At 50.6% G+C, this 21,419-nt stretch carries 23 protein-coding genes; 3 read left to right on the plus strand and 20 right to left on the minus strand.

Features of this window, described 5'->3' with window-relative positions; genetic code table 11:
- Window positions 1-65: 65 nt before the first annotated feature.
- Together BM412_RS18535 and BM412_RS18540 are read right to left on the minus strand one after the other, a co-directional pair.
- Entirely contained in the window at window positions 66-1,457 is a 1,392-nt protein-coding gene (locus BM412_RS18535; RefSeq protein ID WP_091221565.1) for an ABC transporter substrate-binding protein, read from the minus strand.
- Between the two features lie 180 nt (window positions 1,458-1,637).
- Complete coding sequence (locus tag BM412_RS18540; RefSeq protein ID WP_091221567.1) at window positions 1,638-2,567, minus strand: ArsR/SmtB family transcription factor; 930 nt, start codon at window positions 2,565-2,567, stop codon at window positions 1,638-1,640.
- Window positions 2,568-3,030: 463 nt separating this feature from the next.
- Here BM412_RS18540 and BM412_RS18545 point away from each other — a divergent pair, with 463 nt between their 5' ends.
- Window positions 3,031-4,221, plus strand: coding sequence for a GGDEF domain-containing protein (locus BM412_RS18545; RefSeq protein ID WP_091221569.1), 1,191 nt, complete (start codon window positions 3,031-3,033; stop codon window positions 4,219-4,221).
- A 182-nt stretch (window positions 4,222-4,403) separates the two neighbouring features.
- Here the strand turns inward: BM412_RS18545 and BM412_RS18550 are convergent, their stop codons facing one another.
- From BM412_RS18550 to BM412_RS18565, 4 genes are all read right to left on the minus strand, one after another.
- Window positions 4,404-4,988 carry a GNAT family N-acetyltransferase gene (locus BM412_RS18550; RefSeq protein ID WP_256256439.1) on the minus strand — a complete coding sequence of 195 codons (585 nt, stop codon included), beginning with the start codon at window positions 4,986-4,988 and terminating at the stop codon, window positions 4,404-4,406.
- An 18-nt stretch (window positions 4,989-5,006) separates the two neighbouring features.
- Window positions 5,007-5,639, minus strand: coding sequence for a bifunctional 4-hydroxy-2-oxoglutarate aldolase/2-dehydro-3-deoxy-phosphogluconate aldolase (locus BM412_RS18555; protein WP_091221576.1), 633 nt, complete (start codon window positions 5,637-5,639; stop codon window positions 5,007-5,009).
- Window positions 5,640-5,707: 68 nt separating this feature from the next.
- Window positions 5,708-7,048 carry an A/G-specific adenine glycosylase gene (gene mutY, locus BM412_RS18560; RefSeq protein ID WP_091221578.1) on the minus strand — a complete coding sequence of 447 codons (1,341 nt, stop codon included), beginning with the start codon at window positions 7,046-7,048 and terminating at the stop codon, window positions 5,708-5,710.
- A 32-nt stretch (window positions 7,049-7,080) separates the two neighbouring features.
- Window positions 7,081-7,917 (minus strand): AraC family transcriptional regulator, encoded by an 837-nt coding sequence (locus BM412_RS18565; protein WP_177245915.1) that lies wholly within the window; start codon window positions 7,915-7,917, stop codon window positions 7,081-7,083.
- Between the two features lie 172 nt (window positions 7,918-8,089).
- Between BM412_RS18565 and BM412_RS18570 the strand changes: the two genes are divergently transcribed.
- Entirely contained in the window at window positions 8,090-8,434 is a 345-nt protein-coding gene (locus tag BM412_RS18570) for a c-type cytochrome (protein ID WP_091221584.1), read from the plus strand.
- 72 nt (window positions 8,435-8,506) lie between these two features.
- On the opposite strand, the gene BM412_RS18575 is transcribed toward BM412_RS18570, so the two are convergent.
- From BM412_RS18575 to BM412_RS18620, 12 genes are all read right to left on the minus strand, one after another.
- A complete protein-coding gene (locus BM412_RS18575) occupies window positions 8,507-8,734 on the minus strand; it encodes a hypothetical protein (protein WP_091221588.1) in 228 nt (75 codons plus the stop codon).
- Between the two features lie 84 nt (window positions 8,735-8,818).
- The gene (acpS, locus tag BM412_RS18580; protein WP_091221589.1) at window positions 8,819-9,214 is read right to left on the minus strand and encodes a holo-ACP synthase; all 396 of its coding nucleotides are present in this window, start codon (window positions 9,212-9,214) and stop codon (window positions 8,819-8,821) included.
- A gap of 35 nt (window positions 9,215-9,249) precedes the next feature.
- The gene (gene modA, locus BM412_RS18585; RefSeq protein ID WP_091221591.1) at window positions 9,250-10,032 is read right to left on the minus strand and encodes a molybdate ABC transporter substrate-binding protein; all 783 of its coding nucleotides are present in this window, start codon (window positions 10,030-10,032) and stop codon (window positions 9,250-9,252) included.
- Between the two features lie 24 nt (window positions 10,033-10,056).
- Window positions 10,057-11,169, minus strand: a complete 1,113-nt coding sequence (locus BM412_RS18590) for an SGNH/GDSL hydrolase family protein (protein ID WP_091221595.1) — start codon at window positions 11,167-11,169, stop codon at window positions 10,057-10,059.
- Window positions 11,170-11,351: 182 nt separating this feature from the next.
- The gene (locus BM412_RS31895; RefSeq protein ID WP_143111652.1) at window positions 11,352-11,726 is read right to left on the minus strand and encodes a hypothetical protein; all 375 of its coding nucleotides are present in this window, start codon (window positions 11,724-11,726) and stop codon (window positions 11,352-11,354) included.
- Between the two features lie 15 nt (window positions 11,727-11,741).
- Entirely contained in the window at window positions 11,742-12,032 is a 291-nt protein-coding gene (locus BM412_RS18595) for a hypothetical protein (RefSeq protein ID WP_091221598.1), read from the minus strand.
- A gap of 1,254 nt (window positions 12,033-13,286) precedes the next feature.
- Complete coding sequence (gene nadE / locus BM412_RS18600) at window positions 13,287-14,096, minus strand: ammonia-dependent NAD(+) synthetase (RefSeq protein ID WP_091221600.1); 810 nt, start codon at window positions 14,094-14,096, stop codon at window positions 13,287-13,289.
- Between the two features lie 21 nt (window positions 14,097-14,117).
- A complete protein-coding gene (locus BM412_RS18605; protein ID WP_091221603.1) occupies window positions 14,118-14,552 on the minus strand; it encodes a BrxA/BrxB family bacilliredoxin in 435 nt (144 codons plus the stop codon).
- 110 nt (window positions 14,553-14,662) lie between these two features.
- On the minus strand, window positions 14,663-15,055 hold the full coding sequence (locus BM412_RS18610) for a DUF3905 domain-containing protein (RefSeq protein ID WP_091221606.1): 393 nt from the start codon (window positions 15,053-15,055) through the stop codon (window positions 14,663-14,665).
- Window positions 15,056-15,067: 12 nt separating this feature from the next.
- On the minus strand, window positions 15,068-15,205 hold the full coding sequence (locus tag BM412_RS32170) for a hypothetical protein (protein ID WP_177245916.1): 138 nt from the start codon (window positions 15,203-15,205) through the stop codon (window positions 15,068-15,070).
- Window positions 15,206-15,246: 41 nt separating this feature from the next.
- Complete coding sequence (locus BM412_RS18615) at window positions 15,247-15,918, minus strand: hypothetical protein (protein ID WP_091221609.1); 672 nt, start codon at window positions 15,916-15,918, stop codon at window positions 15,247-15,249.
- Window positions 15,919-15,931: 13 nt separating this feature from the next.
- The gene (locus BM412_RS18620; protein ID WP_091221611.1) at window positions 15,932-17,623 is read right to left on the minus strand and encodes a two-component system sensor histidine kinase NtrB; all 1,692 of its coding nucleotides are present in this window, start codon (window positions 17,621-17,623) and stop codon (window positions 15,932-15,934) included.
- A 232-nt stretch (window positions 17,624-17,855) separates the two neighbouring features.
- On the opposite strand from BM412_RS18620, the gene BM412_RS18625 reads away from it, so the two are divergent.
- Window positions 17,856-19,148: a BaiN/RdsA family NAD(P)/FAD-dependent oxidoreductase gene (locus BM412_RS18625; protein WP_256256493.1), complete on the plus strand. Its 1,293-nt coding sequence runs from the start codon at window positions 17,856-17,858 to the stop codon at window positions 19,146-19,148.
- Between the two features lie 73 nt (window positions 19,149-19,221).
- Here the strand turns inward: BM412_RS18625 and BM412_RS18630 are convergent, their stop codons facing one another.
- Entirely contained in the window at window positions 19,222-20,538 is a 1,317-nt protein-coding gene (locus BM412_RS18630; RefSeq protein WP_091221617.1) for a carbohydrate ABC transporter permease, read from the minus strand.
- Window positions 20,539-20,544: 6 nt separating this feature from the next.
- Entirely contained in the window at window positions 20,545-21,414 is an 870-nt protein-coding gene (locus tag BM412_RS18635) for a carbohydrate ABC transporter permease (RefSeq protein WP_091221619.1), read from the minus strand.
- Window positions 21,415-21,419: the final 5 nt, after the last annotated feature.

Consider the following 21,419-nt stretch of genomic DNA (forward strand, 5'->3'; position numbering starts at 1 on the left):
CCCGCCTTTAGAGGAAAGACGAAGAAAGGTAACTAGCCCCTATTCTTCGTCTCTCGTCATTCATATTACTTGTTTTCTTTGTCGTAGATCTCCTGGAGCTTAGGCTGCGTTTCTTTCGCCCAGTCCGCTGCCGTCATCTTACCGGACCAAACTTTACTCGCTTCTTGCCACATGGTATCGATCCATTTGGTGTTTTTGGAGCCCATATCAATGGTTGGATGCCCATAATCTTCAATAATGTCGATGAACACTTGGCGGGTTTGTGGCGCTTTATCCATTTGCAGGAACTCGCCTTTCGCCATATCGATTAGGTTCGGCACCGCTTGCCCAAGCTCATAGTTTTCTTTCTGCGCGTCTTTATCCACACTTAAGTAGGCAGCTAAGTTGTAAGAATCCTCAGGATACTTCGTATCTTTCGCTACAACGAATCCAAGAGATCCCAGCCATGTAGCTGTTTTCCCTGTATTCGGACTTGCCGGCCATGCTGCGATATCCCATTGGAATGGCAGCTTCCAGAAGCCGGGTTGATCCCAAGGTCCCATCGCAAACATCGCAACTTTGCCTCCGAGGAAGCGTGCATATCCGTTTTGCGCTTTATCATCCTCGACGGAGAGGCTGACATGCTCCTTTAAGCTCAAATCCGCAACGAACTGCATCGCTTGCGTAAATTTCGGATCATCGATTGTAATTTTGCCAGTCGTGTAATCAATGAAGTCACCGCCATTCGCCCATACGGCCGACTCAAGGGAGTAGCCGGCAACGCCGAACTGATCGATTTTGCCGCGATCGTTCTTGACCGTCAGCTTCTTCGCATCGTCCAACATATTATCCCAGGTGTACTCGCCTGCTTTGGCACTTGGGTACTTCAATCCGGCTTTATCAAAGAGATCTTTATTGTAAACAAACGCCCATGGACCAACGTCCTTAGGTAACCCATAGAGGTCGCCGCTTCCAACCATCTTGCCATCGAAGCGGTAACGGTCAAGCGCTTGCTTCCATACATTGTTCGGATCCAGTGCATTGCTGCTTTCAAGGAAAGGTGTGAGGTTCAGCAAAATCCCACTGCTTGCAAATTTGTTAAACTGCGCGCCTCCGGCATAGAAAACATCGGGCGTTTTCTTGGCGGCAATCAATGTATCAAGCTTCTGCCAGTACTCTCCCGGCGGAACAACAGTGTATTTAACCTTCTTATTAGGGTACTTCTTCTGATACGAATCAATCAGCTTCTGGAATACGGCTTTCTCTGAATCTCCGCCCCATCCCATAAAGCTAATTTCAGAGCTTTCATCTTTGGGCGTTTCTGTGTTTGCGGCCTCTGTGTTTGATGTTCCGGTGTTCGTTTTTTCCGAATTGCTGCTGCCAGCGTTATTACTGTTACCACAAGCCGAAAGTAGCAGCGTAAGACAGAGCGATAATGCCAGAGAAGCCTTAAACCACTTTTGATTCGTTTTTTCCATTTAATCCTTTCCCCCTTTTAAAGTTCATTTCAATTTGTTACATATTTGTTGTTTCTAAGTGAATTATATAACTTAAAAAAGAGCAATGTCAACGCTTTCTTTCAATTTATCTGTTTGTTTCAACAAAAAAAGTCCAGAACGTCTTGTGTATACAAAACTTCTGGAATAATGGGGGCTTGGCTATTGGGCGCTGTGCTGAATTTTCATCACAATCGCTTGTGCGTGATCGCCGAAATTTTTGCCGAACAAATTAATACCGCCCCGATGCTTGGCATCTGGTTTAATCCCGATTCGGAAGGATATAAACGGTTTACTGTCCAGATTCAAGTCTTGTATCGTAGCTGCAGAGGTTTCGACATTATCCACTGCGCTATATTCGTTGCTGACTCTCCACGTTTTAAGCAGACCGTACTGCGTGCTGTTATCCCCCCACCAAGATGGATTAAGTCTCCCGCGATGATCGCCGAAATCTCCCGGAGACAGCCACGAGCCAATTTCCACATCATTAATCCAAACCGTAATATCGGAAGGCCAGTTATTGTTGTAATTCGGAGCTTCCGAGCATAGCTCCAGCGAGAACTCAATGGAATTCACTTTGACTTTACCGGAAATCGCCTTTGGAAACCGGTATTCGATCCACCCTTGACGCAGCCAAATAATTTCAGCATCCTTGCACGCCGGGTTATAGAAGCTCGCCGGGTCATCCTCTTGAATAAGCATTCCATCCACTCCGGCAATACCACAAGTCGGAAAGACTTCAAAATTAAAATAATGTCCGACAGGCATTTCGACTTCATAGGTTTGATTCGCGTTGGTGTAATTCGCAATCGGATTTAGTATCATTCGTACATCATCAAAGTTTCGGCTGCACACTTTCATTGCCCCGCGCGTAGCCGGCAGCAATTCAGTGAGGATCAGTCCCGCTTCCTCAAGCACCTTTACATTAATGGCAGCTGTAGAAACGGGAATTTCCAGGGCATGAGCAATCTCCACGACATTTAGAGATGGAGTGTTCAGCAGCAGTTTGATGATACCAATTCGCGTGTGTGAAGACAGCGCATGGGCAACCTTTACGAGTTTATCGGGTTGATTTATCGAGAGCTCCAGCATGGACATGACCACCTTAAGAAACATTTACTTCTACCAGTTTAATCAATAATCGATGTTTTTGTCCACTTTTTTTGTAACAAAATAGTAATTCCGATTCTTATACCTAAACGTCGCCCTATACTGTAAAAAACTTGCCCGCTCGTCCAAATTTTAACTTTGTAATGTAATTGTAATATTCCCTTCATATTCCTTTCATATTGAGCCCTTATAATAAACACATGACCCCCCTTTATTATATATTTTCTCTTGTGCCTGCGGATATGCCGCAGGCCTCTTTGTTTTTTACGAGACTTTTCGCGGAGAATAGTAGGGAACGGCTATAATCAGTAATTCTTTTGTAAGAATTCGAACTCCCTCTTGCGTGACTGTATGTAGCGGGCTTCATAGATGGATGTATATACACTCCCCCAGTATTTGTTATAATCAGAGGGAGTAGATATTCCCATTTAAGCAGGTGCACAGCATGAATTTATATTTAGATTCACGCACAATTATCGTTGTGCTTGGAATCGGTTACTTATTAGCATTATCACTTGGCAGCTCCTATTGGCTGGATCGTACGAATTTAGCGTCTATTAAAAGCTACCTATTCGCGAAATGCTTGCAAATTATAGCCTGGTTTAGTATGGCGTTTCGGGGAGATATCGTACCGGACTTCGTAACCATCAGTTTCGCGAACTCTATTCTATTAGCAGGGACTGCCCTCGAAATGGTAACCCTCTTGAATCTTCATAAACCTATTGGACTCAAGACCAATATTCGATATACGATTTTGACGATATGCAGCATTATCGGCTTTCAATTGATCCTCCTTCTGCATAACAAGGAAGATGTCCGAATTGCCTATATCTCTTGGGTTACTGCAGTAATGTTAATTCCAGCCTATCGCCTCCTTCTCGGGCGAGGAACAACTATGCTTAGGAGAGTTACCGGTAGTCTATATATGATTGCAATCGTCGTATTTGTGGCAAGAGGGATAATTGCTTTACATTCCGTGGAATCAGCTAGTTTCTTCATTCCGGGAATCTTTCAATTGATTTCGATATTGGGGATATTCCTGCTTACCGTTCTGGGGAGCATAGCATTTGCATTGCTTTTGAAGGAGAGAACCAATCAAGAGCTAGTGCAGTTAGCGAGCTACGATGATCTGACAGGCACACTGAACCGCAGAACGTTCACGCTTCAAGCGAAGTTGGCACTCGCACACTACGCGAAGAAGGGGAAACCTGTCTCCTATCTGCTATTCGATATTGATTGGTTCAAAACCATTAATGATACCTATGGCCATCACGTTGGCGACCTGGTCTTGCAGGACTTGGCATCACGGATCAAGCGGCATTTGGGCAGCGAGGATTTATTTGTCCGCTATGGGGGAGACGAGTTTGGACTTATGCTCCCGGGAACGAATGAAGCTGAATCCACCCAACTGGCTGAACAGATTAAACGCTCGCTTGGCGGCTCGTTCAGCGAAGATCCGCCGGTGCCTTATTCGATCAGCATGGGCGTGCTCACGGTAGTGCCGAATAAGCACACACAACTGGAGACGTTATATGCAACTTGCGATAAAGCCCTTTACACGGCAAAGAGTAACGGGAGAGATGGCATGTATCGCAGCCAATCTGAGCAGGTCCCTGAAACGTTGGCTTCATGTTGAAGCACGTAATCAAACTGTAATATTCCCTTCATACTTCTTTCATACTCTCCTCATCTTTTCTTCATAATCCGTCTATATAATAAGTCACATGACCCCCCTTTTAAAATAGATGTTTCTCTAGTGCCTGCGGAGATGCCGCAGGCCTCTTTTTTTGCCTTCATGCCGTGAAGGCGGTTCAGACCTCATATGAATTTGCGGAGTTCGATTTCGTCGAGCATGGGAATCCCGTAAAATCCTACAAGCGGGACTGCAGGCTTCCGCTTCCTTACCTCATCAATTGCGCCGGGATGCACAGCGATTATTCGATACCCCAGCCTTTGATAAAAGCGCATGGCATCGACATTATCATTTGTAGTGACAAGCCAAATATGATGACTGCCAGCCTGCTTTGCTATTTCTTCTACAAATGTTAGCATTTTTCTTTCAATTCCTTTGCCTCTGATAATGGCATGAATGTTCGTCAATTCACATTCGCCATTCGTTAGCCGGTAGCTTGCTGCACCGACTCTGACACCATCCCTCCAAGCAATGAAGGCTTCCACATCCCGGAGATTATGTTCTTTGCCTCTGCTAATTACGAAATCGCCGCCATATTCATTGACCCACAAGGCTTTCAGCCAGTCCCTATCCTCACTGGTTGCAGGAGAGAGAATTTCGATCGCTTCTCCATTTACTTCCATTCGCATCACCCTTAATAATGTATCGTCGACCAACAGTAAAATTGACTGGGGAGATAAAAAAAAGCGCGGCAGCCTGCCACGCTTCAATCCTATTCTAGCGGGTACTTACAACGCTTTAGCCGCATCCGCAAATTGGCGTGCACGCTCAGCAAGCAGATCAAACCGCCCGCTGCGCACCCAATCCAAATTCACAAGCTTGCTGCCCATTCCGACCGCACATGCGCCGGCTTTGAAATAATCCGCAATGTTGTCCAGATCGACGCCGCCCGTTGCGAGCATCGGGATTTTGTCCAGCGGAGCCCGGATTTCGGATAAGTATTTCCAGCCCAACGTGCCCATAGGGAAGATCTTCACCGCTTCGGCACCGGCTTTCCATGCACGAACAATCTCAGTCGGTGTCATGACGCCGGGCCATACCGGCACACCGTTCGCATAACCGTATTCCACGACTGACTCATCCAAGTTCGGGGAGATCAGAAACTGGGAGCCCGCTGCTACGGCTTCCTTCGCCATATCCAGATCAAGAACGGTTCCGGCACCGATTCCGGCTTGGTCGCCGTATTTATCGCGCCAGCGGTTAATCATCCCGGCAGCACCTTCGGTATTCATCGTAATTTCCATCAGGGTAATGCCGCCGCTGATCAGCGCTTCGGCCGCCCGGTCTGCATATTGATCCTCGATATAACGAAAAATAGCTACAACCTTCTCTTGCTGTAATCGTTCCAGCATTTGACTCACGTTTAAGCAGCCTCCTCATCACTATGGACAATCCTATAGATCATTGTAGAACGAGACCTTTGCGAAAATCAATCCAAACCCTGCCAATAATCTCGCAAAATACGTACAAATACGTTCGGGAACGCAAGCTCCTTCATCTGCTCAGGCCCGATCCAGCGATAGTTGGCCGGTGCTTTACCCTCGGGCAGCCCGTATGCGGGGGCAGTTTGCGGGGCAATTTGGACTGTGGAGGCCGACACATCCGCATCCGCAACGGCAGCTTCCCTTGCAGTGTCAACCCCAGCTTGCTGCTGCCAGAAACCGAATTCCGCGCGGAATACCTGCACGTCCCACACGATGTGGCTGAACACATGCTCGGTTTCGCCCCACCAGCTTGTCGGCCTGACAAGCAAACCTTCCTCCGCCGATAACATGCGGCTCAGATAATCCGCTTGGGCCGCGTGGAGGTCCATCAAGCTGCCAACGCTTGCCGGTGCTGCAGCCTCAGCGATAGAAGCCGCTGCGGTTTCGAGCTCGGCCGACGCGATCGCTGCTGCAGCAGCAGCTTTGCCGCGGCCTTTGCGCTTCGCGGCACCGACGCCTTCCCAGGGCAGCGCGAGCACATGCGGCAGCTCCCACATCTGGGCGAGCAAGCCGCTCTCCGGCCGCTGACGCACAAGCAGCTTGCCTTCATGCGCGCCGCTGCCCGTAATAATGGCGGCAAGCCGCGTTTCCGGCCGCGGCGGCTTCGCCTTCGTCTTGATCGGCAGGATATGCTCTTTCCCAGCCATCCTGCCTTCGCAGTGCATCATGACCGGGCAAGTAAGGCAGCCCGGTGATTTCGGCGTGCACACCAGCGCGCCCAGCTCCATGAGCGCTTGGTTAAAGTCTCCCGCTGAACCTTCGGGAATCAGCGATGCGGCCAGCTTCTCGATGCCGATCCGCGTGGACGGCTTCGCAATATCTTCCTCTAGGCAGAAATAGCGGGACAGTACGCGCATGACATTGCCGTCCACCGCCGGCTCTGGCCGATTGAACGCGATGCTCATAATCGCACCTGTCGTATACGGTCCGACTCCGCGCAATGCAGCTACCGCTTCTTTATCATCCGGCACGATGCCTCCGTGAAGGCTTAGAACTTCACGCGCCCCAGCCTGCAAATTCCGAGCCCGCGAATAATAGCCGAGCCCTTCCCAGCATTTCAACACCTCGGGTTCCGGCGCTTCTGCAAGCGCGGCCGCTGTCGGGAATTTCTCCATAAACCGTTCATAATACGGAATAACCGTATCCACTCGCGTTTGCTGCAGCATAATTTCCGAGACCCATACTCGGTAAGGATCGCGATTCATCCGCCACGGCAAAACACGCTTATTTGCTAAATACCACTTCAGCAGTTCGATACTGAAATATCGGGAAGCCTCCGATTCCATGATTGTTTCATCCTCTCAGCCCTACACAACATTTATGATTTTTTCTGTTTTTTGCTCAAATAGATTTGCCGATAGCGGCTCGGCGTTACGCCCGTATACTGCTTGAACATCCGCGATAAGTAATGATTCTGCATCCCAACCTGCTGAGCAACCTCCGAAATATTGCAATCCGGCTTCTCCAGCAGCTGCTTGGCCCGCTCCACGCGGCGCATGTTCACGTACTGAGTAGGTGCGTAACCGACGATATTTTTGAAATAGCCGATAAAATAATTCGGATGGAGATACGCGAGTCTGGCCAAATCATCAACGCCGATCTGTTCGGACAGATTGTGCTCGATATAGTCCAGCACGCGGTCGATTTTCTCGAGCGGTTCGACCTGTTGAAGCGACTCTTCGCTTATGCCGCCGTATTCCAAATAAATAGCCATAATATCAAACAAAGCTGCCCGAATGCGCAGCTCCCGTGTAATCATCGACGATCTGTAGACGTCGATCAATCGTTCGAACAACGCCCGCAGGTGAACCTGCTCCTTCGGCTCCACAATGATCGGCAGCTTAAGCAAATCGAATATTTCCATATCCCCGATGGAGGCTCGAAAATTGCACCAGTATACCGCATTCGGCGCTGATCCTGTATTAAACGATTGCTTACCGGGAGGCAGCAGCAGCAGCTGTCCGGGTTTGGTACGATACAAGCGTCCGCTTTGCATTAGCTCGCCTTCACCCTCTATAATAAACCAGAGCCTGTAAAATTCTGAAACTTGCTCCATGGCCTGTCCGTTCTTAGGCGCAGAGTATGCTGCGATGGTTACATCCGCTTGAAAGCGGTGAAAATAATTCTGTATGATCGTCTTGTAGGTGTGTTTCATTATATTTTCACCTGCGTCTCCCACTTTCAGATTTTGCGAGTGTACGCGCATTTCCCTATTATAGCGCACTCTTTGACCAAATGAACACCTCCGTAAAGCCCATGCTTTCCCGGATTCATCGACCAAAAATTCAATTGTAAGTTCATCAACACGAGGAGGATTACGACCGCCTATGCGCTCTTCTACCAGCCAAACCATTGATTTTTCGCGCTTTTCCCCGCTGCTTGCATTGCTTATCGTGATACTTCTTACAGGCTGCGGCTCGTCCTCACCGACTTCGACTTCGGCCTCAAACGTGCCCAAGGTATATAAATCCAATTGCATCTCCTGCCATGGATCGGAGCTGCAAGGCCGGATGGGTGCTTCAACCAACCTGCAGCATGTCGGCAAACGAATGACGAAGGATCAAATTACCGCTCAAATTAATAAAGGCGGCGGCGGTATGCCTGCCTTCTCGGGGAAGCTTACTCCGGACGAAGTAGCCGAGCTGGCTAGCTGGTTAAGTGCCAAGAAATAATAAAAAGACCCTTGCTTGCTACAGCGGATACATGCATAGCGCATGATGCTGTTTGAGCAGTGGGTCTTTTATTTATGGTTCGCGAATGTTTCGCTTACCGATTCGCATCTGGGGCAAACCGGATGACAATGTGCTTTCATAGAACCATTTGGATGCGCCCATCTTCGGATGAGCCGGAAACAGATCACCGGCAACCAGCGGCAGCAAGCTGCCCCAAGCATCACCGTACACTCCATCGGTCGGAACAAGTTCTCCGCTCTTGTAATAGCGCTTATCTTTTCGTTCAGAGTGAGCCGTCATGCTTCCACCGTCCCTCTACCCTGGTTAATCCCTATTGGTATATTCCAATTATGGGCAAATGGTGACGATGCTATGCATCCGTTTTCAGTCCAGCCGTTCCACAATCACAAACGCCGAAGCCAGCGACTGATCATGCGTGATCGTGACATGGATGGTCGTCTTCGCTTGCATCAAGCCAAGCCGTTCCCAAGCACCATCAGTCAATCGGCACACTGGCTTCCCGCTTTCATGTCGATCCACTTCAATATCGCGAAAAGAAAGCTTGCTTCCAATCCCGCAGCCAAACGCCTTGGATACCGCTTCTTTCACCGCAAACCGGCCGGCCGTAAACTCCACCAGCCGTTTCCCGCCAGCCGCTTCGGCAAGCTCCAGCTCGCGTTCGGTCAGAATTCGGCGCATAAACTTGGCGCCGCTATCGCCTTGTATCATTTTGTCCATTCGCTCAAGCGATGAAATGTCATGCCCAATTCCGATAATCACTGCCGTCTACCGCCTTACTTGTGAATGTTGCTGCACTAGGGCAGGATGAATCCGTATTTTTTCCATACTCTTCCTGCCTCTTCGCTTTGCAGAAAACCTAACAGCTCCAAAGCTTCCTCTTGATGCTTCGTTTCCTTCACTACCGTTGCCGGGTACACGATTGGCTTATGCGTTTCAGAGGCTACCGTTAATGCGATCGTGACTTTGGTCGATGTCCTCGCATCCGTCAAATAGACGAAACCCGCGTCCGCGTTGCCCGTCTCTACGTAGGACAGCACCTGCCTCACATCCTTGGCGTACACCACTTTAGGCTCGATTTCGTCCCAAATGTCCGCGTCTGTTAGCGTCTGCTTCGTATAACTTCCGACGGGAACGCTCTCAGGCGCGCCGATCGCAATCGTCTTGTAGGAGGCGTCGGTTAATTCGGTGAGCTCGGAAGGTTTTGTTGATGTTGAATCATTGGGCTTCTTGGGCACAATCAAGACCAGCTCGTTTCGCAGCAAAATCGGACTTACTCCTACCAGTCCCTTGTTCCGGAGGGCCTCCATCTGATTCTGACCCGCGGAAATATACAGGTCCACCGGAGCTCCCTGCTCAATCTGCTGCTGCAGTGCACCCGAAGCTCCAAAATTGTACGTGATTCGCACATCGCGCTGCTCTTCGTAGGTCGTTTTCAGTTCGGTGAGCGCGTCCTTCAAGCTAGCTGCGGCCGATACGGTTAGCTCGACCGGTTGCTTGGCTTGTTTGCTGCAAGAAGACAAGAATACGCTCAGCAGCATGATAATGAGCAATCTAGCTAATAAATACGATCTGTTCATGTTCATCTCCGGGATACGCACACGCTAGCGGATGACGCCGATATGTGCCAATCTAAAGTTCGTCCCCTTGCATTCCGGACCGTCGCCATGCGTGACTTCCAGCTCCAATTTGTGCGTGCCTTGCGGCAGTTCGTCACCTAGGAAGCAGGCTCGATACCAGCCGTCATCCCCGCACCAGTCCGGGCGCTCGCGCGACATGGCCACCCAGTCTCCACCGTCAATTCGGTAACGAAATTCGGACGACATTTTGCCAAAATCAAACCCCAGCGACAATCCGCGGCCTTCGAATGTAAAAGACAGCTTCGCGCCTACTGCCGCCGTCTCCAGCACTTGGTCGATCCATTCATAGAACGGCCAGCGACGGATGACCCACGGGCCTTCGGTTGTTACTTGCGCGAGCGGCAGCAGTTCCGCGGCTCCCCAGTGCTGCGGATGCAGCGGTGCGGGGAGGAACTCGTTCGCCGAGGTAGTGGTGGCGGAGCGTTCAGCTGTAGTCCACTCTCCCAGCAGCTCTTTCTCCAGAAAAGCGATTATGCTCTGCCCGTAGCTCAAGCTGCCTCTATGAGCTGGATGCAAGCCGTCCGGCAGCCACTCCTCCCAGCGCATCCGGCCTTTGCGGACTTCTTCAAGCGCGTACAGCCCCATCCATACCGAGCCGATCCCGTAGTAATCGGCGAGCTCTTCCAGCTCGGCGATCGAATCCGGCACGCCGCCTTCGCTCATTACCGCATACATCGTCTGCATAAACGTATGTGCGAGCACGATATCGCGGTCTCCATCCGCAAGCAGCTTCCGGAGTAACCCTTCTCTTGTGCGTCTTCTTTGATCCGATGGTTCGCCGAAATCATTTACGGCATAATCGATAAACACAAGCTGGCAGCCCCGATCGATTAGATCGCGTTTTGCACGAAATACGGCAAGCTCGCTGCCGGTTGCACCGATCGCCGCATTTTCGACGACAATTCTTGCTTCGGGGTACTGCTCGACCAGCCAAGCAATGACGGGCTCCGGCCAATTGTGCCGCGTGCGCGCATCTGTAATCGAACCGCCGATAAAACCAACCGTCAACTGTCCCTCCGACAGTGCCTTACGCGTATGTACTAATGGATTGCGATGTTTCCACACGTCTGCATTCATTCGTTGAGCTTCCTCCCCATGAGGTTCATTTAAACTCATCCAACTTCGACCCGCGGTGCTGCTGCATATCCATGATGAATTGCGTTGCTTTCCTTATCATACCACTTGTCCTGTGTAGTTTCATGGCGAAATGCTTATAAGGTCCTGCCGTTCCGGTTGCTGAGAGTCTCCGACAGGAACTCTCAGCGCCGCTCCCGGACGACTTCCCGATTGATTAGGAAGCCACGTATCGTCTTGGTGCCTTTGCCTGCTGGGCTCAAGAGATTATTCAGGTGCATCTGATGAAGGAGCCGATAGGCTTTCACTCTGGGGATCTCCAATATCTCCATCACATCCCGTGGTCGAAGTGGACGATCTAGGCGCAGCGCATGTCGAAGAACTTCCGCCTCGAGAAGCTCCGTTGTTCCACGCAAACGTCTGCGATCGTGAATGCCGCCAAGCCAGCAGCCCATAAACTGCTGGAGAATTTGCTCACACATGCGCGGACGTTCAGTGATGTCATCGTAGGAGAAGCGAAGTAGCTGCCAGCCGTCGATGATGAGATGGTTTTGGCGCATTAAGGAGTCGGAGAATTACCAGCGGGTGACTTTAGATGAATGGGGGCCATACCCATCGATTTCGATGGCCAGCTTGATCGGTTCACGGATATAAGCAAAGTCCAGATACCGCGAGCCATCCTTGAAATCAGCCACTTCATATTCACCGAATAAATAATCGAAACTCCGAAATGCCGGATACCACACTTGCTGCAGAAACAGCCGCTCCGCATGGCCTTGTCCCTCCTCTAACCTGTGTCTACCTTCCCTCCTCTGCACCAGTAATTGACGATCCATCCATTGTTGATACGCTGCTTGAAAAGACATTCCACTCATCCTCCCTCAAAATGAACATAAAAAAACCGCCACAATCGGACAGACGAGTCCAATCGAGCGGTGTGTGCTTCACAACCTAATGATTTGCTATGATTGTACCATGACTTTTTGGCAATCACAAAGGTAATGAAATAGATTGGTTAGTTTTGGTGCTGAGAGTTCCATTTTGCGACTCTCAGCTAACGGAACGGAGAATATGGGGTTGGTTTTGGTGCTGAGAGTTTCATTTTGCGACTCTCAGCTATCGAAACGGGGAATCTGGGGTTAGTTTGGACGCTGAGAGTTCCATTTTGCGACTCTCAGCTACCGGGACAGGGGATCCCGGGTTGGTTTTGGTGCTAAGAGTTTCATTTTGCGACTTTCAGCTACCGAGACGAGTGATCTGGGGTTGGTTTTGTTGCTGAGAGTTCCATCTGCGACTCTCAGCTACCGACCATGGGATCTGGGGCTGGTTTTGTTACTGAGAGTTCCATTCTGCGACTCTCAGTCTACCGACCATGGGATCTGGGGTTGGTTTTGGTGCTAAGAGTTTCATTTTGCGACTTTCAGCTACCGAGACGAGTGATCTGGGGTTGGTTTTGTTGCTGAGAGTTCCATCTGCGACTCTCAGCTACCGACCATGGGATCTGGGGCTGGTTTTGTTACTGAGAGTTCCATTCTGCGACTCTCAGTCTACCGACCATGGGATCTGGGGTTGGTTTTGGTGCTAAGAGTTTCATTTTGCGACTTTCAGCTACCGAGACGAGTGATCTGGGGTTGGTTTTGTTGCTGAGAGTTCCATCTGCGACTCTCAGCTACCGACCATGGGATCTGGGGCTGGTTTTGTTGCTGAGAGTTCCATTCTGCGACTCTCAGTCTACCGACCATGGGATCTGGGGTTAGTTTTGGTGCTGAGAGTTGCATTCTGCGACTCTCAGCTACCGACCATGGGATCTGGGGTTAGTTTTGGTGCTGAGAGTTCCATTCTGCGACTCTCAGCTACCGTAACAGGGGATCCGGGGTTGGTTTTGGTGCTGAGAGTTCCATTTCGCGACTCTCAGCTACCGGAACGGGGAATCTAGGGTTAGTTTGGACGCTGAGAGTTTCATTTCGCCACTCTCAGCTACCGGAACGGGGAATCTAGGGTTGGTTTTGGCGGTGAGAGTCGGATTCCACGACTCTCACCAACCGAAACGGGAGGCTGGGGTTAGTTTGAATGCTAAGCAAAAACCGCCCCGCCGAGAATCGGCGGGGCGGTTGCATGCATTAGATACCCGGAATCGGGTCACGCTTGTGGGCGGTTTTAATGAATTGCTTCTCGAGCTTCTCGCGAGTCGCATCGTCGATTTGTTTGCCTTCGAGGTAAGAGCTGTTGTCATCATAAGTGATGCCGAGCTCGTTCTCGTCGGTTTGGCCGTCCCAGAGGCCGGCAGTCGGTGCCTTGGTGACGACTTCGCCCGGTACGCCGAGTGCAGCTGCCAGCTGGCGGACTTGCCGCTTGTTCAAGGACGTGAGCGGCGTAATATCGACCGCGCCGTCGCCCCACTTGGTGTAGAAGCCGGTGACCGCTTCGGATGCATGGTCTGTCCCGACAACGAGCAGATTCAGCTCGAATGCGAGCGCATATTGCGTCACCATGCGGGTGCGGGCTTTCACGTTGCCTTTGCCCCCGCGGCTGATGTGGCGCGAAATGCCGATCGACTTCATGCTGTGTTCCACTTCAAGGGCAATCTCATCGACGGCCTCTTGAATGTTGGTTTCCACGCGATATTTCAGATTGAACGCTTCCGCAACCGCGTAGCTGTCTGCAATATCGACCTGATCACCGTAAGGCTGGAACACGCCGAGTGTCATATATTCTTTGCCCGTCTCAGCGGACAATTCATCTGTTGCTTTCTTGCAGAGACCTGTTGCTACCGCGCTGTCGATCCCGCCGCTGATCGCAATGAGCAGCCCCGTCGTGCCGGACTTGCGCACGTATTCCTTGAGGAAATCAACGCGACGGCGAATTTCCTGCTCTGGATCGATTTCAGGCTTTACGCCCAATTGCTTAATGATTTCGTCCTGCAAGCTCATCCCCATGTCTCCTTACACCTCTTAACGGCAGAAACGCTCGAAAGCAGATGTCAAATCTGCAGCAATGTCAGCAGCCGAACGGTTCTCGATTTGATGACGTTCAATGAAATGAACGAGCTCTCCGTCTTTCATCAGTGCGATGGATGGCGAAGACGGCGGGTATGGCGCGAAGAATTCACGCGCTTTCGCAGTTGCTTCTTTATCTTGACCGGCAAATACCGTGTACAGGTGATCCGGAGTAATGTCATGCTGCAACGCTTGCGCTACGCCCGGACGGCATTGTCCTGCGGCACAGCCGCAAACGGAGTTTACGACAACAAGCGCAGTTCCCTTGGAATCTGTCAATTTAGCAGCAACCTCGTCAGGTGTACGAAGCTCCTCAATTCCGATTCGAGTTAAGTCATCGCGCATTGGCTGCACCATATCCACCATGTATTTTTCAAAAGACATCGACATGAATAATCGCTCCTTAAAAGTTCAATTTTCTTTCTATTATACGCCCCGCTCAATTTGAAAGCAAAGAAAAAGCAACCGGACCCGCGCCCGATTGCTTCCTATCTACCGCTTTACTTATCCTCAGCCGGCTCATTCTCCGCGATTCCGGAAGCCGCATTCTTATCTTCATGCAGAAAAATGCCGCCTTGCGGAAGGATCCCCTGTTCAAAATAATCCCGATTCTCGCTTGTCAGAAAACCGATATCCTTGAACGGATGCACCCACTCGCTGCCCGCCATAACGGCCGGATCCGTTTCCTCCGTCCACTGATTGAGCGGTGAATTCGGCGATTCATAATTATGATCGCCGATAACGACGCCGCTGCTGTTCACAAACGGCACCCGTGGCCCCCGGTTATCGCGAAACTCGGGCAGAAAGTTAATTTCAAAAGGATCCAACTCCGGATCATCCTTGCTGAAAGCAAGCGGATGGGAATCCAAATCCCGCTCTTTATCCTTGCTCATACTAAGTCCCCCTTAGTCCGCAGGGCGATTAGGGCCGTCTAATTTCTTGTCGTAACCTTCCGATTCCGGAGCTTTACCGCTGCTGCGCTGCTTGTTGCTTGCTGCGGCATCCTGTGCCCCGGCATTGTGCTGCTTTTGTTTGTTTCCCAATGCTGGCACCCCCTTCCACCGCTAGTATGCGCGGGGGACAATCAGCTTATCCGTACCTTCCGGCGCATGAAAATACCGATAAAGGACAACGCGATAAACAGCCATTGCAGCGTCGTCAAACCGTAGGTCAACGCTGGCAAAGTCCCCGGAGGATATGCCGCAAACAAACTGACAAACAATCCGCCTATACCTGTTCCTAGCAGACTGATCGATGCTGACTCCCCGCTCCCGATTCGACTCGAAGCGCCGGTGCGAAACAAAACTCCGTATACGCAAGCGATCAGCAGCGCATAAGGGATTCCGTAAGGAATATCCGTTACCAACGTCCACACGAAGCAGCCGGGCACAATCGCATAAGGCCACACATCCAGCTGCTTATTAAGTGGGATTTTACGTTTCCGGCCTGCGTACCCGATGTACGCGCATGCAAGAACAAAACCAAAAGCCGTATCAACCCCACTGCCGCGAACGAGCAGCAGTGCACTTGGCCGTTCCCAGAGGATCTCCGGATCCCGGATAAGAAAAGCCAGCTTCCAGCCGATAATCGTGCAAATAACCGCATTCAATCCAATATCAAGCCAATTGGTTTCGCCTTGAAGGGATGAACGTGCGATCCATAACTTAAAGAGGGCCAGTCCGACTGCCGCGGATAGAAGACCAGCCAGCAGCATCGCATCCAGACGTAAAGGACCGATTTCGATCGCTTCAGACATGTTCGGTTTCTCCTTAGTAGGCGCTTAGTGCAGCGGCTGCTTCATTATGATTGCGACTTCTGTCGATCTTGACGATGAACGTCGTACCGATTCCTTCTTCGGAGTCCACTTGAATGCCGCCGCCGTGACGCTCGATAATACTCAGACATAGCGGTAAGCCAAGGCCGGTACCGCGGGATTTGGTCGTGAAGAAAGGTTCAAACAGCCGTTCCAGCTTTTCTTTCGGAATGCCGCTGCCGTTATCGTTTACTCGTAGCTCCACATAATCCGTATGCGATTCCGTCTGGATCGTCAATACGCCATGCTGATCCATGGCCTCCATCCCGTTGCGGGCCAGGTTCAAGATCAGCTGCTTCATCTCTTTCTCATTCAGCATTAAAGCCGGAATTCTCTCCGCCAAACGCAGCTCAATCGACTGTCCCCGCAAATTGGCGTCTGCCCAGAGCAGCGGCATGATCTCGTTTAGGATATCATGCAGGGAGCAGCTTTCTTTCTCAATAATCCGATTCTGAGCCAAGGAAAGGAAGTCGTTAATAATACTGTTCGCTCGATCGAGCTCGTCCATTACAATGCGGAAATATTCCTGTTGATGCTCCGGGCTGCGCTCCCGCATTAATTGCACGAAACCCCGAATAACGGCCATCGGGTTGCGGATTTCATGGGTAATGCTCGCCGCCATCTGACCGACCAAGCTTAAGCGTTCCATCCGCCCAATCTCGTCGCGCAGACGGCTAAGCTCTGTTATATCGTGGGCGATGAGAGCGGCTCCGATGATTTCGTTATTTTGCATATCGCGTACGCAGATGCCGGAGTTGACATACATTTTGCCCTGCTCCTGCACATATTCCGTCGTCAGACGATGCCCATTGAGCGCCTGATAGAGCAGCCTGCCAAGGACATCCTTCTCGATATGATCGTACATGATGGTAAACGGCTGGCCAAGCAGCTCATGGCGCCGTTTGCCGCCCACTTTATCACGCAAGAGATGAATCGCCATTTCGTTGATATGGGTTATCGTTCCCTGCTGATCGACGAAGATGACGCCGAGCGGCGTTTCATCAATAAATTGCTGCAGCTTCTGAACCTCGATGCGGTAGTTGTTGGAAATGCCGTTGAGCTCGTATGCGGTCATCTGCCTGCGGATGAAATTCTCTGCAAAGGTCAGCATCATCCACATCACCAAGAAGTAGAGAAGCTCATGGCCGATAAAGTAGAAGAGGTCAGTTGAGGTCAGGTCTGGTTGTTCGGCCCAATCATAGTAAATGAAGGCGCTTGCGCGAATCAACAAAATGACGGCAGTCGAAGCCATCACGATCTTAAGCTTGCGTTGTCTGGAGAAGTTCAGGAAGCCTTTGTGGTACTTGTAAATAATGGGAAATAACAGCAACAGCATGCCGACAGCATCGATCCAAACCCAAAATCCATCCATCATATACAGTTCTGCTACGATGAATATGGTTGCTAATGGGATCAACACGCCTATGCCGCCGTACAACGATCCGACCAGAAGAGGTGCATAATGGTAATCTAAGTAGAACTCTTTGATTTCAACACAGACCTCCAGCCCAAGAAGGACGCAGGCTCCACAAATGAGGATGAGAATGATGGGAATATTTTTGCGCGGTTTCGAATAATCGTACCAAACTTGAAAGGCGAATACGGGCATTAAAGCTACGATAATTTGCAGGAGAATAAGCTTCCACACAAAAACAAGTCCCACCTTCCTACTAGCACCTAGAAACCCAGTATATGTAATAGAGAAAAGCTGTTAATCCGATTAAAACATAGGTCTTGGAATTTTACAACGTTTCTAAATGGTAGTTTTAAAACTTACTAACGAGTAGACGCGGCATGTTCGGGGTAGTATGATAATTAACGGTAAATTGCAGTTATATTCAGTAAATAATTAGCGAAACTCGCGGACATCGTCCCACTTCATAAAAGGCGGAATAGTAGAAATGAAACCCTATGATATTATCATCGTCGGTGCAGGCTCAGCCGGTCTGATGGCAGCAGTAGCAGCCGGCAAGCTCAGTGCCCGAATATTGCTGCTCGATAAAGGAGACAAGCTGGGGCGCAAGCTCGGCATCTCCGGCGGCGGACGCTGCAATGTGACGAACAATAAAGATACCGACGAACTGATCAAAAACATCCCCGGCAACGGGCGATTCCTCCACAGCGCGCTGAGCAACTTCTCCAATAAACAGATCATCGAGTTCTTCGAAGGGCTCGGCATCGCGCTTAAAGAGGAAGATAACGGCCGCATGTTCCCCGTCTCGGATAAAGCGAAAACGGTAGTCGATGCCTTGGTTGGCCAAGTGAAACGCTACGATGTGGACTTGCTCGTCAACTCCCCGGTTGCCAGTGTGCTCTATGATGAAGAGAAGGTGCTTGGCGTTAAGCTTGCCAGCGGCAAACGAATTGAAGGTAACGCGGTAATCGTCGCGGTCGGCGGCAAATCGGTGCCTCACACAGGCTCGACCGGAGATGGTTACGCGTGGGCGGAAGCAGCCGGTCACACCATCACGCCGTTATTCCCGACTGAGGTACCCTTGACATCAAAGGAAGATTTTATCGTGAAACGGGAGATTCAAGGACTTGCTCTAAGAGACGTCGCACTTAGCGTGCACAATGAGAAAGGCAAATCTATCATTACGCATCGAGGGGACATGCTGTTTACGCACTTTGGCATCTCCGGGCCGATTGTGCTGCGCTGCAGTCAATTCGTCGTGAAGCAGCGGGTCAAAACCAAAGCTCCCGTTCAGCTGACGATCGACTTCTTCCCGGACTTAAGCGTAGAGGAGCTCTACAACCAAACCTTGACTGCGGCGAAATCGGAATCCAAGAAAGCCATTATTAATGTGCTCAAAAGCTACATGCCTGAACGGATTCTGCCGATTGTGCTCGGACGAACCACGCTGGATCCCTATGTCACCTATGATAATATTCCTAAACAAGAGTGGCGCGAGCTCAGCAAGCTGATGAAAGCCTTCCCGCTCTATGCGAACGGAACACTTTCGATCGAGGAAGCTTTTGTTACCGGCGGCGGCGTGAATCTCAAAGAAATCGATCCGAAGACGATGCAGTCCAAATGCAAGGAAGGGCTGTACTTCTGCGGCGAGATAATGGATATCCATGGCTATACGGGCGGATACAATATCACGGCCGCTTTCTCGACCGGCTACACTGCAGGCAGTCATGCTGCGATGCAGACCGGTGCAGGCGTATAGATGGTGTTCACATCAAAAAATGGTGGCGATAAGGGAAAACCCTATTGCCACCATTTTTTCAGTTATCCACCTCTCAACCCTTCACGCCGCTAAACAAAATCCCCTTCTCGAGCGCACCTTGCGTGCCCATAAACACGAGCAACAGCGGTAGAATCGAAATGACGCCGCTCGCGCTGATCCAGTTGGGCCGTGGGTTCTGCCCGCTTTGCATATCATTCATCGCCACCGTGAAGGTCCAATTATGCGGTGACCTCGATACCACGTAAGGCCAGAGGAAATCATTCCAAACCGGAATGAAAGTCAGTACTGCCACGATTGTGAATACCGGCACGGACATCGGAACGACGATGCGCAGGAAAGTCCGAAGCTCCGAAGCGCCATCTACGCGTGCGGCTTGAAGCAGCTCTTTGGGCAGCTGATCGAAGAAGCCTTTGAATAGAAAGATAACGAACCCCCATGCGAAATGAGGCAAAATGATGGCCCAAATATTGTCCACGAGGCCCAGCTTCTGCATAAGCAAATATTGCGGAATGAGCACGGACACGCTTGGAATCATAATCGTTGCGAGGAAATACATCAGGACGATGAATCGAACTCTGCGATTCGGAATGAGCTGTGACAGCGCGTAGCTGGACAGCGCCCCGAAGAAGAGCTGCCACGCGATAACGACCAGACAGATAGTGAGGCTGTTCAGGAAGAAATGATAGAATCCCAGACTGCCCGCAGTCTCCACTGCCAGCAGATTCAAGCTTCGGAAGCTATCGAACAAACGCAGCCAATTCCGAGACTGCTCCATCTCCACCACTTTGCCGTTCAGCAATCCGCTCTCGTCGAAATAAGCTCGCAATTGCACACTCAGCGGCTCATCGGATAGATTGGGCTGCACGCGATAAGCCTCCCCTTCCGATATCCCATACCACGCGAAGTCTGATAAGCGGCGTTCTCGAATTTGAGTCAGCTTTGTATTCATGATTTTGTCGGAGAAACGATCGTTGGACACGATAAAGGGTTGCCCCACGTAGAACTCAGCCGCGGTTGTCTTCGCCCTGTACAGCTTGAGCCCATCCTTAATGCCGGTGACGGTAATCTCCCCGATATTGTCGCGCATGAAGGCACGCCACGGATACCAAATCGCTTTCATCGCATCTTTCTCATAGAACGTCTGCTCTTGATTCCCGATGCCGGAGTAATCCAGCGTCAGCTCGATCGTATGGGGAATTCTCGGGAGGAACTTCGGTGTCGTCGATTCAATCGATTCGTTATCCATAATGGCCGTTACAAGCAGCCAAACCAGCGGAAGCAGTCCAAGCACGACGAACACGATCGTAACCAGATAGGAAGCGACGTCCAGCTTACGTTCGCCCTTTTCCACAATACGATTAGGTCTCATCTGCGTTCAGTCGTCCTCTCTCTGCAAGCGGAATTGAATAACGGTCAGTAGGGCGATTAAGAGGAACATGAAGAAGGAGAGCGCTGCCGAAACCCCGAATCTCGATTGCTCGAAGGCCGTCTTCTGAATCATGAGCGCCACAACCAGCGAGGCATCTGCCGGTCCGCCTTGCGTCATTACGAATATCGTATCAAACGACAGCAGAACACCTGACATAAACCCGACGAACTGAATGATGATGACGAACGAAATGTTCGGCAAAATCATGATCAGCATGCGCCGCCAAGGTCCGCAGCCGTCAATTTTCGCTGCTTCGAATAACTCGGATGAGATGGATTTAATGGCTGCATAGTAGAGCAGTACCCCGATACCTCCGCTGGCGAAGAAACCGGGCAGCACAATCGCGAGCTTAGTCATGCGGAGGTCATTCAGAAAGCCATACGGGCCGAGCCCGAGCTTACCGAGCAGATAGTTGAACAATCCACGATCGGGGTTATACATCCACTTCCACAGCAGAGCTCCCGCAACAAGCGGCAGCACATTCGGAATTTGATAGAGCACAAGATAGAGTCCGTTCAGCCGTTTAATATGACTGAGGAAGAGCGCCTGTACGATTGGAACCCAGAATACGAGCAGCACCGACAAGCCGAAGAAAATAAACGTGTTCTTCATCGCAACCCAGAACGTGTGACTGCCGAGAAATTCAACGTAATTGCCAAGGCCGACAAACTTGCCGGGCGGGGTCATAATATCGTAGTTAAAGAGACTGATATAGACCGCTTTAAACAGCAAATAATATTTGAATATGAAAAATACGACGATAGAAGGAAGCAGGAACAAAATCGGTGTCCACGGGATCTTCCATTTATTCACCATTTCCT

Source organism: Paenibacillus sp. BC26 (assembly GCF_900116125.1).
In the GTDB taxonomy this organism is placed as follows: Bacteria; Bacillota; Bacilli; order Paenibacillales; family Paenibacillaceae; genus Paenibacillus_Z; species Paenibacillus_Z lignilyticus.

Bases quoted from the DNA above. Each gene is read 5' to 3' on its own strand.
- BM412_RS18545 (WP_091221569.1), top strand. From the start codon at position 3,031: ATGAATTTATATTTAGATTCACGCACAATTATCGTTGTGCTTGGAATC.
- BM412_RS18590 (WP_091221595.1), bottom strand. From the start codon at position 11,169: ATGAATGCAGACGTGTGGAAACATCGCAATCCATTAGTACATACGCGT.
- BM412_RS18630 (WP_091221617.1), bottom strand. From the start codon at position 20,538: ATGAGACCTAATCGTATTGTGGAAAAGGGCGAACGTAAGCTGGACGTC.
- BM412_RS18635 (WP_091221619.1), bottom strand. From the start codon at position 21,414: ATGGTGAATAAATGGAAGATCCCGTGGACACCGATTTTGTTCCTGCTT.
- mutY (WP_091221578.1), bottom strand. From the start codon at position 7,048: ATGGAATCGGAGGCTTCCCGATATTTCAGTATCGAACTGCTGAAGTGG.
- BM412_RS18595 (WP_091221598.1), bottom strand. From the start codon at position 12,032: ATGTCTTTTCAAGCAGCGTATCAACAATGGATGGATCGTCAATTACTG.
- BM412_RS18565 (WP_177245915.1), bottom strand. From the start codon at position 7,917: ATGAAACACACCTACAAGACGATCATACAGAATTATTTTCACCGCTTT.
- BM412_RS18615 (WP_091221609.1), bottom strand. From the start codon at position 15,918: ATGTCTGAAGCGATCGAAATCGGTCCTTTACGTCTGGATGCGATGCTG.
- BM412_RS18540 (WP_091221567.1), bottom strand. From the start codon at position 2,567: ATGCTGGAGCTCTCGATAAATCAACCCGATAAACTCGTAAAGGTTGCC.
- BM412_RS18575 (WP_091221588.1), bottom strand. From the start codon at position 8,734: ATGACGGCTCACTCTGAACGAAAAGATAAGCGCTATTACAAGAGCGGA.
- BM412_RS31895 (WP_143111652.1), bottom strand. From the start codon at position 11,726: ATGCGCCAAAACCATCTCATCATCGACGGCTGGCAGCTACTTCGCTTC.
- BM412_RS18610 (WP_091221606.1), bottom strand. From the start codon at position 15,055: ATGAGCAAGGATAAAGAGCGGGATTTGGATTCCCATCCGCTTGCTTTC.
- nadE (WP_091221600.1), bottom strand. From the start codon at position 14,096: ATGAGCTTGCAGGACGAAATCATTAAGCAATTGGGCGTAAAGCCTGAA.
- BM412_RS18535 (WP_091221565.1), bottom strand. From the start codon at position 1,457: ATGGAAAAAACGAATCAAAAGTGGTTTAAGGCTTCTCTGGCATTATCG.
- modA (WP_091221591.1), bottom strand. From the start codon at position 10,032: ATGAACAGATCGTATTTATTAGCTAGATTGCTCATTATCATGCTGCTG.
- BM412_RS18605 (WP_091221603.1), bottom strand. From the start codon at position 14,552: ATGTCGATGTCTTTTGAAAAATACATGGTGGATATGGTGCAGCCAATG.
- BM412_RS18570 (WP_091221584.1), top strand. From the start codon at position 8,090: ATGCGCTCTTCTACCAGCCAAACCATTGATTTTTCGCGCTTTTCCCCG.